Origin of the sequence: Agrobacterium tumefaciens str. B6 (genome assembly GCF_001541315.1) — a bacterium.
GTDB classification, from domain to species: domain Bacteria; phylum Pseudomonadota; class Alphaproteobacteria; order Rhizobiales; family Rhizobiaceae; genus Agrobacterium; species Agrobacterium radiobacter.
Genome location: NZ_LMVK01000016.1, coordinates 62356 through 74020, shown reverse-complemented (window position 1 = coordinate 74020; position 11665 = coordinate 62356). Strand labels below are relative to the sequence as shown.

Below are 11665 nucleotides of genomic sequence, written 5' to 3'. Positions count from 1 at the left end.
GAATGGGGGCGATCGCCATCATCGAGGCGGCCGAAAGTTTTGCCCAGAACAACCCCTGCGGTGAGGAGAAGGAGGCGATGAAGGCGGTCAGCGGTGCTGCATTGGTGGTCGTCAGCCGGATGGTCCAGAAGGATTCGTTCCAGGCGAGGATGACGTTCAGGAGCAGCGTCGAGGCGATGCCCGGAACCGCCATGGGGGTCAGTACATGCACGATCTCGTTCCACAGCGATGCGCCATCCATGCGCGCTGCTTCAAGAATCTCGCCGGGGATTTCGCGGAAGTAGGTGTAAAGCATCCACACCACGATCGGCAGGTTGATGAAGGTGAGCATGACAGTGAGGCCAATGCGGGTATCGAGCAGGCCGGCATTGCGGAAGATCAGGTAGATCGGCACCAGCACCGCAACCGCCGGCATCATCTTGGTGGAGAGCATCCACATCAAAATGTCCTTGGTGCGTTTGGTCGGCGAAAACGCCATGGCCCAGGCGGCGGGAATGGCGATCATGAGCGCGATGATCGTCGAGCCGAGCGACAGCACGACCGAGTTCATGAACGGCTTGAAGTAATCGCGCTGGGTCTGCACGGTGATGTAGTTTTCGAGCGTGCCCGAGGGAATGAGGCTGAAGCCTGCTATCGCCTCCGGCTCGGTCTTGATCGAGGTGAGGAAGGCATAGAGGATCGGGAAGAACAGCAGTAGCGCCACGGCCCATGCCGCGATGGTGAAGCCGATCTTTGCGCGTGTCGTTGTCTTGCGGGCCATGATCGCTTCTCCTTAACGGTCGAGGTTCTTGCCGACGGCGCGCATCAGGAAGATGGCGACGATATTGGCGAGCACGACGGCGATGATGCCACCGGCCGATGCGCCACCGACGTCGTAACCGAGAAGCGCCGTGCGATAGATGAGGAAGGCAAGGTTGGTCGAGGCATAACCCGGGCCGCCATTGGTGGTGACGAGGATTTCCGCATAAACGCCGAGCAGGAAGATCGTCTGGATGAGAATGACGACGGTAATGGCGCGCGACAGGTGCGGCAGCGTCAGATAGATGAAGCGGTTGATGAAGTTGGCGCCATCCATCTCGGCCGCTTCCTTCTGCTCACCGTCGAGCGATTGCAGGGCGGTGAGCAGGATCAACGTCGCAAATGGCAGCCATTGCCAGGCGACGATGATGATGATCGAGAGCAGCGGAAACTGCGCGAACCAGTCGACCGGCTGCAGGCCGAAGAAGCGCGAGAGATCGGCGAGCACCCCGTAACCGGGATGCATGATCATGTTCTTCCACACCAGTGCTGCCACAGGCGGCATGACGAAGAAGGGCGAGATGATCATGATGCGCACGATGCCCTGGCCGAAGATGTCATTGTCGAGCAGGAGCGCAATGGCAATGCCGCCGATGACAGTGATCAAAAGCACGCCGCCGACGATGGCAAGCGTGTTCCAGATCGACTGGAAGAAGGCCGGATCGGTGTAGAAATACTGGTAATTGAACAGGCCGGCGAAGCTGACATTGGCGGGGTTGAGGAGATTGTAGTTCTGGAACGAGAACCACAACGTCATCGCCAGAGGCACGATCATCCATACCAGAAGCAGCAGGACCGACGGCGCTAGCATTACCCGCGCAAGGCCGCTCGTGTTTCGTGTTGCCATTGCAGTAACCTCCCCTTGGGCCCGGGCATCGCGCAATGCGCCCGGCATATCCGGAAGAACCGGCTCATTCTTGTTTTGATTTGAAAGGCATAAAGGCCGCCGCGTAACCGGCGACTTAGACCCGGAGAGTTCGCTGCCCGACATTGGCGCCGGACAGCGATCTTCGGGAGGATTACTTGATGTAACCGGCGCGGGTCATTTCGCGCGTTGCCGTCGACTGGGCGCCTGCAAGGGCATCGTCGACGCTGGACTGGCCGGCAACAACCGCCGAGAACAGTTGACCAACCGTGGTGCCGAGCGCCTGGAATTCAGGGATCGCCACGAACTGACCACCGGTATAAGGCACGGGCTTTACAGTCGGCTTGGTGATGTCGGCGGCATCCATGGCGGCAAGCGTCGGCTTGGCGAAGGCGGCTGCCTTTTCATAATCGGCATTCTTGTAAAGCGAGGTGCGGGTGCCCGGAGGCACGTTTGCCCAGCCTTCCTTGGAAGCGACAAGCGTGGTGTAGTCCTTGCTGGTTGCCCAGGCGATGAACTTCTCGGCGGCTTCCGCCTTCTGCGAGCTCTTCGGGATGGCGAGGTTCCACGACCACAACCAGTTGCCGTGGTTCTTCAGCTCGCCATGCGTCGGGAACAGCGCGTAACCGACCTTGTCGGCAACCGTCGAGTCCTTCGGGTTGGACACGAAGGAGGCAGCAACCGTGGCGTCGATCCACATGCCGCATTTGCCCTGCTGGAACAGCGTCAGGTTTTCGTTGAAACCGTTGGAGGAAGCGCCCGACGGGCCGGCATCCTTCATCAGATCGACGTAGAATTGCAGCGCGCTCTTCCATTCCGGCTGATCGAACTGCGGTTTCCAGTTTTCATCGAACCAGCGACCACCGAAGGAGTTGGTGAGCGCGCTGATGAAGGCCATGTTTTCGCCCCAGCCGGCCTTGCCGCGCAGGCACATGCCGTTGATATCCGCCTTGCGGTCGGTAATCTTGCGGGCGGCATCACCGATGAATTCCCAGGTCGGGTTTTCGGGCATCTTCAGCCCGGCTTTTTCGAACAGGTCCTTGCGATACATGATCATGGCGGATTCGCCGTAGAAGGGTGCCGCATAAAGCTTGCCTTCGCTGGAAAGACCGCCGCGGATCGCCGGCAGAATGTCATCCGCGTCGTATTTGTCGCCAAGCTTCTCGAGCGGCAGCAGCCAGCCCTGCTTGGCCCAGATCGGCACTTCATAATTGCCGATGGTCATGATGTCGTATTGGCCGCCATTGGTGGCGATATCGGTCGTCACGCGCTCACGCAGGACGTTTTCCTCAAGCGTGACCCATTCCACCTTGATGTCGGGGTTCTTGGTGGTGAAGTCGGAGGTCAGCCCCTGCATGCGGATCATATCGCCGTTATTAACGGTGGCGATGGTCAGCGTTTCGGCGGAGGCAAGGGTCGAAAAGGCGAGTGCCGAGCATGCGCCCAGCAAAATGGTCTTCAATGTCATATCTTCCTCCCAGAAGAAAAATGATGAGCATTCGCTTTGCTCTAGGGCATTTACCCACCCGCAGAGCAAAAATGTCAAGCAACATCCTGTGCTGCGGCGCACATGGAAAAATCAAGTCTTTGATTTTAATGAATTAATTTTTGCTCAGTGAGTGAGCAAATATTCGCTTGTCACTTCGTCGGTAATGAGGCCGTTCAACAGACCACCCCTCAACGCCGCCAGAATCGAGGCATTTTTGCGCGTGCCCTGCGCCATTCCGATGACCGTGCAGGTCTCTCGTGATGGGATGGGAACGGAAGCGACGCGCTCGTTGACGGAATGGTCGAGAATGTGGCCATTGGCATCATACATCCAGCCACAGATCTCGCCGACCGCACCGCTTGCCATCAGGGCCTTCATCTCGTCGACACCGAGAAAACCATCAACGCAGAGCGGTGCGTTTTCACCGAGTTCGCCGACACCGACGAAGGTGACATTGGCCGCAGAACCCAGCGCCAGCGTCGAGCGCACCATGGACTGGTCATGCAGCAATTCACGTTCTTCCGCCGAGGAGCACAGGACTGGCAGCGGCATGGGAAAATGCCGCGCCTTGATGGCATCGGCCATGCTGAAGATGACGTTGTAATAGGCAGCCGAGCCATCCGGCCCGATATTGCCTGTCAGTGACACGATGCGGTGCTGTGGGCATTCCATCGGCGGCAACTGGTCCACCGCTGCCTTCAGCGTACGGCCGGTGCCGATGGCAAGCACGATGGGATCGGCATTTTTCAGCCAACGCTCGATTTCCGCCGCCCCCGCCTCGGCGATCCCCACCGTGGAGGAAACGCCGGCCGGATCGCTCGGCACCACCTCGATATATTTAAGGTGGAATTTCTCTTTCAGGCGCTCGGCTTTTTCGAGACAGGCGGCGATGGGATGATCGAGCCGGACCTTGATCAGACGCTCGGCGACGGCGAGCGACACCAGCCGCTGCGCCGATTGCCGGGATATGCCCATGGCGGCGGCGATCTCATCCTGCGTGCGGCCGGCGACATAATAAAGCCAGCCGGCGCGGGCCGCATCATCCAGCCGTCCATGTGCGTCGTTTCGTCTGGCCATGCCGCCGCCCTCTAAGAATTATGCTCGAGCATTTGCTGGCATTTTTTTGCGTCGCCTGTCAAACGGGGGTATGCGCGCAAAGGCGACGTGATGCAAACCAGCGAGTGCCAGACGGTGGCTTACCTTGTGGCCGGTGTCACTATTTCTCCGTCATTCCGGCCTTAAGCCGAAATCCAGCCACGGCGCGTCTGCGTCGTGAGAAGAGCCTTTTGCGATCAAAGACTTGATCGCGCTGGACCCCGGATCAAGTCCGGGGTGACGGTGCGGGATTTATCTACCCCACCGACCAATCAAGCCGCTTCCTGCACCAGATGCCCCGCCGAGACCTCACGGTAATGGCGCTGCGGCGGCACGTAATCCACCGGGCGGATCGGGCTTTTGATCTCATCCGTCGCCATATTGCGCCGGATCTGCCGGCGCGCCGGGTCCGGCACCGGAACGGCCGACATCAGCTTTTTCGTATAGGGGTGCTGCGGATTGTCGAAAACCGCCGCACGCGGTCCGATCTCGACGATCTCACCGAGATACATCACCGCCACCCGGTGGCTGACACGCTCCACCACCGCCATGTCATGGCTGATGAACAGGAAGGCGAGGTTTAGGCTCTGCTGCAGGTCGAGCAGCAGGTTGCAGACCTGCGCCTTGATAGACACATCGAGCGCCGACACCGCCTCGTCCGCGACGATGACCTTGGGGTCGAGCATCAGCGAGCGGGCAATGGCGATGCGCTGGCGCTGGCCACCGGAAAATTCATGCGGGAAGCGCCGCATCATATCCGGGTTGAGACCCACTTTTTCCAGAAGATCGGCCGCCTTTTCCCGCGCCTGCTGCTTGGCGCCGAGACGATGTTCAACGAAAGGCTCCATGATCGCCGTGCCGATACTCATGCGCGGATCGAGCGAGGCAAAGGGGTCCTGGAAGATCATCTGCACGCTGCGGCGCATGGTGCGCAGCGTCGTCTTGTCGAGCTTCAGCACCTCGTAACCATCAAGCATGACATTGCCCGATGTCGGCTCTATCAGGCGGGTGATCGACCGACCGGTGGTGGATTTACCACAGCCAGATTCACCCACCAGCGACAGGGTTTCCCCTTCGGCAAGATCGAAGGAGACCTTTTCCACCGCATGCACGGCGCCGGATTTGCGGCCGAAAAGACCGGAGCGAATATCGAAACGGGTCGTCAGGTCCCTGACCGAGAGAATGGGCGTCTTGCCGCCGGAAACCGTATCCTTCACCTCGACCACAGGCTGGCTCTCGCCGGTCTTGATATCGATGATCGGGAAACGCGCCGGCAGCACCCTTTCCTTCATCGAGCCGAGCTTCGGCACCGCCGAAAGCAAGGCACGCGTATAGGGGTGATGGCCGCGATGGAAGATGTCGTCGGTGGTGCCGGTTTCCACCACATCACCGCGGAACATGACGATGGTGCGGTCGGCCACTTCCGCCACCACGCCCATATCGTGCGTGATGAACAGGACCGACATGCCCTCCTCTTCCTGCAATTGCTTGATGAGGTCGAGAATCTGGCCCTGAATGGTCACATCAAGCGCCGTCGTCGGCTCGTCGGCGATCAAAAGCTTCGGCTTGGAGGCAAGCGCCATGGCGATCATCACGCGCTGGCGCATGCCGCCGGAAAACTGGTGCGGATAATCGTCGAAACGGTTCTTCGCGTTGGGAATACGGACCTTCTCCAGCAAGCGGATGACCTCGGCCTTGGCGGCAGAGGAGGAAATGTCCTGATGCACGGTGAGCGCCTCGGCGATCTGCTTGCCGATCGGGAAGATCGGGTTGAGGCTGGTCATCGGCTCCTGGAAGATCATCGAGATATCCTTGCCGCGAACCTTGCGCATCTCCTCTTCGGGAAGGGCCAGCAGGTCACGGCCGCCGAGCATAACCTTGCCTTCAATGCTGCTCGTTTTCTTATCAAGAAGCCGCATGATGGAGAGCGAGGTCACGCTCTTGCCCGAGCCGCTCTCGCCGACGATCGCCACGGTTTCGCGAGGGGCGATTTCGAAACTCATGTTGCGCACCACGGATTTCCAGCCGTCATCGACGCGGAAGGAGGTGGTGAGATTCTGAACGGAGAGAACCGGGCTTACCGAACCGCCGGTCTGTTCCATGGATGTTGCCGCCAAAAGCATGCCGATCTCCTGAAAAGCAGAAGGCGGCCATGAAGGCCGCCGGGTATCTTAAGCAGCAAGTGCGGTTTCGGCCATCGAAACCCAGTAGCTGATGCCGTAAGGCAGGGCTTCGTCGTTGAAATCATAGGCCGCATTGTGCAACCCGGCCGTGTCGCCGTTACCGATGAAGATGAAGGCGCCGGGGCGGGCTTCCAGCATGTAGGAAAAATCTTCCGCACCCATATGCGGGTTGGGATTGGTGTTGACGGCGTTTGCACCGGCCACGCCCATCGCCACACCGGTCGCGAATTCGGTTTCGTCACTGTGGTTGAAGGTGACGGGATATCCGCGATGGTATTTCACCTCCACGGTGGCGCCATGCGCCATTGCCGTGGCGGTGGCCACTTCCTTCAGCCGCTTTTCGGCAAAGTCGCGGGTTTCCGGCAGCAGGGTCCTCACTGTGCCGGTCAGCGTCACCGAACCCGGAATGACATTGACCGCCGTACCGCCATGGGTGGGGGCGACGGTGACGACCAGCGATTTCAACGGGTCTGTCTCGCGCGAGACGATGGATTGCAGCGCGATGATGATATGCGCCGAGGTCAGTACCGGATCGATGGAAAGATGGGGCGCGGCCGCATGGCTGCCCTTGCCGGTGATGACAATCTCGAAACTATCCGCCGCCGCCATGGTGGAACCCTTGCGGATGGCGAATTGGCCGACCGGAATGCCCGGCTCGTTATGCATGCCATAGACCTGCGAAATGCCGAATTTCTCCATCATGCCGTCGTTCAGCATGGCGAGCGCGCCTGCCCCGCCCTCTTCCGCCGGCTGGAAGATGACCGCGACGGAGCCTTTGAAATTGCGGGTCTCGGCCAGATACTGCGCCGCACCCAGAAGCATGGCGGTATGCCCGTCATGGCCGCAGGAATGGGCCTTGCCGGGCGTCTTCGAGGCCCAGGGCTTGCCGCTGGTCTCGAGAATCGGCAGCGCGTCCATGTCGGAGCGGAAACCGATGGTCGGACCATCCCCGTGCCGCCCCTTGATGATGCCGACCACGCCGGTCTTGCCGATGCCGGTCTCGACGATATCGCAGCCGAAGGACTTCAGTTTTTCGGCAACGAATTTCGATGTTTCGAAGACATCATAGAGGAGTTCCGGGTGCTCATGCAGATGGCGTCTCCAGCCGGCAACGTCTTCCTGCATTTCAGCCACACGGTTCAATATCGGCATTCTCTTTTTCCCTTTTTTGTTCCCCGCCGGGTTGTCGGAAAACATATTGCGTTTGGAATTTCTCCTTTTGCAAGTGTGAAATTTGCTGAATGAGCGAAAAATAGGCCGGAAGGCGAATGGCTCAAATTTTGTTCATCAATAAGACTTTGGGGCTTGCTTTTCAAAAAAACTGACAATAGCATCATCTGGATCGAATGGATATTACTTAGCAAAGTCAAATACTTACAATAAAAGACCTTGCGCACGACGACAGGAAAAGCGTCAAACATTCAAATAGATAAAATCCAAAAAAGGGGAAAACATAATGAAGAAGCGCAGCATTCTCTTTGCCAGCACGGTGGCGGCGATGGCCTTGGCAGGATCTGCCGCCCATGCCGAACGTGGCAGTGACGGCGAACTGAAAATCCTGTTCTGGCAGGCTGTATCGACACTGAACCCTTATCTTTCCGGCGGCACCAAAGAGATCTACAGCTCGTCCATGGTGATTGAGCCTCTGGCCCGCTACGACGAAAAGGGCGAGCTGGTGCCGATGCTGGTGAGCGAGATTCCGACGGTCGACAATGGCGGCGTCGCGAAGGATCTGCTCAGCATGACGTGGAAGCTGAAAAGCGACGTCAAATGGTCCGACGGCACGCCGCTTACCGCTGACGACGTCATCTTCACGTGGAAATATTGCACCGCACCCGACGGCGGCTGCGCGCAGGCGGCGCAATATGAAGGCGTGAAAAACGTTGAGGCTATCGATGCCCATACCGTCAAGATCAGCTTCACTGAACCCAAGCCCTACCCCTACTCGGCATTTGTCGGCGCGCAATCGCCCGTCATCCAGAAGAAGCAGTTCGAAAAATGCGTCGGCGCCGCGGCTCCCGGCTGCACATCCGCCAATTTCGGCCCCATCGGCACCGGCCCCTTTGTGGTCAAGGAGTTCAAGCCGAACGACGTCATCAGCTATGTCGCCAACCCCAACTATCGTGATCCGGCCAAGCCCGCTTTCGCCACGGCGACCCTGAAGGGCGGCGGTGACGCGGCATCCGCTGCGCGTGCCGTTCTTGAAACGGGTGAATTCGACTACGCCTGGAACATGCAGGTGGAGCCGGAAATTCTGGCGACCATGGTGGCCGCCGGCAAAGGCAAGCTGGAAACCGCCTTCGGCACGCAGGTCGAGCGTATCAATCTCAACTGGTACAATGCCGACCCTGCGCTGGGTGACAAGCGCTCCACCAAGGAGGGCGGTCCGCATCCGGCCCTTTCCGACCCGGCCGTGCGCCGTGCACTCTCGCTCGCCATCGATCGCGACATTATCGATGAGACGGGTTATGGCGAGGCGGGCAAGCCGACCTGCAACATCGTGCCGGCCCCGGCGGCTGTTGCTTCGACGAAAAACGACAGCTGGTGCCTGAAGCAGGATCTGGAAGGTGCAAACAAGCTGCTCGACGATGCAGGCTGGGTGAAGGGGGCCGATGGCATCCGCGCCAAGAACGGCGTGAAGCTGTCCTTCCTCTACCAGACCTCCACCAACTCCGTTCGCCAGGCAGCGCAGGAACTGGTGAAGGACATGTGGTCGCAGATTGGCGTTGCGTCCGAACTGCGCAATGTCAGTGCCTCCGTCTTCTTCGGCGGCGATCCGGCAAGCCCGGATACCTTCCAGAAATTTTATGCCGACGTTGAAATGTACACCAACAATTTCGACGGCACCGACCCGGAAAAATATCTGGCGGAATGGCTCTGCGACAAGATCCCCGCCCCCGCAAACGGCTGGCAGGGTCAGAATATTCCGCGTTATTGCAACCCGGAATTCGACAAGCTGGTGGGCGTACTTTCCAAGACGACGGACTTCGCCAAGCGTGGAGAAATCGCCAAACAGCTGAACGACATGCTGACCGAAGAAGGCGCGCATATTCCGCTCATACATCGTGGCAACGTCTCCTCGCATTCGCTGACACTCGAAGGCGTTCGCATGAATGCCTGGGATTCGGAACTCTGGAACGTCGCGGACTGGTCCCGCAAAAAGTAACCCGCAAATGCGCGGTCGCCCCTGACGGGGGACCGCGCTCATTTTGCGAGACCCTGACGGTCTGGAGACTTTTCGATGTTTACCTTTACGCTCCGGCGGCTTGCCTTTGCCGTACCGACGCTGCTCGTCATCAGCTTCGTCATATTCGCCCTGCTCGATCTGGCGCCAAATGATCCGACCGGCGACCTGCCGCTGACCATTCCGCCCGAAGTGCGCGAGCAGATCCGCGCCTCCCTCGGCCTCGACCAGCCCTTCTTCATCCGTTACCTGATGTGGCTGCAGCAATTCTTCATCAACGAGCCGCTGAACCTCTTCGAAAAACTGACCGGCTGGCAGATCGGCGACGGCAACCGCATGCGGGTGCTCTCCTGGGCAACGCGCAGCCCGGTGGTCGATCTCGTCATCCAGCGCATGCCGCAGACGCTTTGGGTGGTCGGCCTCGCCTATCTTTTCGGCGCGCTTCTGGCGATCCCGATCGGCGTCATTTCAGCCTACAAGCAATATTCGATCTTCGACCAGATCGGCACTTTCGTCTCGATGGTCGGTTATTCGGTTCCCACCTTCTTCACCGGCGTGCTGCTGGTGGTGATCTTCAGCTCTTACCTGCAATGGTTCCCTTCCGTCTATGACACCAATCTGCAGGTGACGGACTGGGGAAGCTTTGTGGCGCAGATCAAACAGATGTTCCTTCCGGTGCTGGTATTGACCCTCTACAATGTCTCGCAGATCAGCCGCTTCGTCCGCGCCTCCATGCTCGACAATCTACATCAGGACTATGTGCGCACCGCGCGCGCCAAGGGCGTGAAGGAAAAATCCGTCCTGCTCGTTCATGTGCTTCGCAACAGCCTTATCCCGGTCGTCACCGTGATTGCGCTCGGCGTGCCGACGATCTTTTCCGGCGCCATCATCACCGAGCAGATATTCCGCGTGAACGGGCTTGGCCAATTGCTGATAACCGCCGTTCAGGGCGCGGATATTCCGCTGGTGCAGACGCTGACCTTCATTTTTGCGGTGCTGATCGTGCTCTTCAATCTGATTGCCGACGTGCTTTACGGCATTCTCGACCCGAGGATCCGCTATGACTGACGCCACCATTGCAGCGCCGACGGTTGCGGCCACCCCAACACAATCCGCCCTTGCCGATATCTGGAAACAGTTTCGCGTCCACAAGGGCGGCGTGGCCGGGCTTTTTGTCTTCATCTTCATCCTGCTTGCGGTCTATGTCGGCCCCTATATCCACACCGTTGCGCCCAACGCCATCAACGTGAAGGCTCGCAACCAGTGGCCGTCGCTGGCGCATCCCTTCGGCACCGATAATCTCGGCAAGGACATGCTGGCGCAGGTTCTGGCCGGTGGGCGCATCTCGCTTGCCGTCGGCATCACTGCCATGCTTTTGGCCCTGTTTCTCGGCACGCTGGTGGGTGTGCTTTCAGGTTATTTCCGGAATCTGGACGGGCCGCTGATGCGGTTGACGGACCTGTTTCTGGCGCTGCCGCTTTTGCCGCTGCTGCTCGTCATCCTGATGCTGTTTCGCGATACGCTGCGCGCCGCCTTCGGGCCGGAAACCGGCATCTTCATCCTGATTGTCTTCGTGATCGGGATCACCAGCTGGATGCATACGGCCCGCATCGTGCGCGGCGATGTGCTGACGATCAAAAGCCAGGAATTCATCATGGCGGCGAAATCGAGCGGCATGCGTGAGTATCGCATCATCCTGCGCCATATCCTGCCGAATGTGCTGAGTTCGATCATGGTCTCGGCCACGCTCGGCATCGCCTCGGCCATCATCACGGAATCGGCGCTGTCCTTCCTCGGCCTCGGTTTCCCGTCGGACTTCCCCACCTGGGGACGGCTGTTGTTCGATGGCGCCAACTTCCTGCAGCTGACGCCCTCGCGTGTGCTGTGGCCGGGACTGGCGATCTCGCTGACGGTTCTGAGCGTCAACTACATCGGCGACGCCGTGCGCGATGCGCTTGATCCACGCGCATTGAAGAGTTGAGAAGACGCGTTCTCTGCGTCACAACAACCTCTCCACCGTCATCCTCGAGCCTGACCCGAGGATCCACAAA

General features: G+C 59.2%; 9 protein-coding genes. 3 read left to right on the top strand and 6 right to left on the bottom strand.

Annotated elements, in window-relative coordinates; all coding sequences use genetic code 11:
* From ASB65_RS14855 to ASB65_RS14830, 6 genes are all read right to left on the bottom strand, one after another.
* Positions 1-760, bottom strand: a 760-nt coding sequence (locus tag ASB65_RS14855; protein WP_060724441.1) for a carbohydrate ABC transporter permease, incomplete at its 3' end; no start/stop codon positions are given.
* Positions 761-772: 12 nt separating this feature from the next.
* On the bottom strand, positions 773-1645 hold the full coding sequence (locus tag ASB65_RS14850; protein ID WP_060724440.1) for a carbohydrate ABC transporter permease: 873 nt from the start codon (positions 1643-1645) through the stop codon (positions 773-775).
* Between the two features lie 172 nt (positions 1646-1817).
* Complete coding sequence (locus ASB65_RS14845; protein WP_060724439.1) at positions 1818-3131, bottom strand: ABC transporter substrate-binding protein; 1314 nt, start codon at positions 3129-3131, stop codon at positions 1818-1820.
* A 144-nt stretch (positions 3132-3275) separates the two neighbouring features.
* The gene (locus ASB65_RS14840) at positions 3276-4229 is read right to left on the bottom strand and encodes a sugar-binding transcriptional regulator (protein ID WP_060724438.1); all 954 of its coding nucleotides are present in this window, start codon (positions 4227-4229) and stop codon (positions 3276-3278) included.
* Positions 4230-4519: 290 nt separating this feature from the next.
* Positions 4520-6370, bottom strand: a complete 1851-nt coding sequence (locus ASB65_RS14835) for an ABC transporter ATP-binding protein (RefSeq protein WP_060724437.1) — start codon at positions 6368-6370, stop codon at positions 4520-4522.
* A gap of 48 nt (positions 6371-6418) precedes the next feature.
* A complete protein-coding gene (locus ASB65_RS14830; RefSeq protein ID WP_060724436.1) occupies positions 6419-7582 on the bottom strand; it encodes a M20 aminoacylase family protein in 1164 nt (387 codons plus the stop codon).
* Positions 7583-7886: 304 nt separating this feature from the next.
* Between ASB65_RS14830 and ASB65_RS14825 the strand changes: the two genes are divergently transcribed.
* The 3 genes from ASB65_RS14825 to ASB65_RS14815 all read left to right on the top strand — a co-directional run bounded on the left by ASB65_RS14825 (position 7887) and on the right by ASB65_RS14815 (position 11595).
* The gene (locus ASB65_RS14825) at positions 7887-9596 is read left to right on the top strand and encodes a peptide ABC transporter substrate-binding protein (RefSeq protein ID WP_003504788.1); all 1710 of its coding nucleotides are present in this window, start codon (positions 7887-7889) and stop codon (positions 9594-9596) included.
* 75 nt (positions 9597-9671) lie between these two features.
* The gene (locus ASB65_RS14820) at positions 9672-10682 is read left to right on the top strand and encodes an ABC transporter permease (protein WP_003499040.1); all 1011 of its coding nucleotides are present in this window, start codon (positions 9672-9674) and stop codon (positions 10680-10682) included.
* Positions 10675-11595, top strand: coding sequence for an ABC transporter permease (locus tag ASB65_RS14815; RefSeq protein ID WP_060724435.1), 921 nt, complete (start codon positions 10675-10677; stop codon positions 11593-11595). Before ASB65_RS14820 ends, ASB65_RS14815 begins: the two co-directional genes overlap by 8 nt.
* Positions 11596-11665 lie beyond the last annotated feature (70 nt).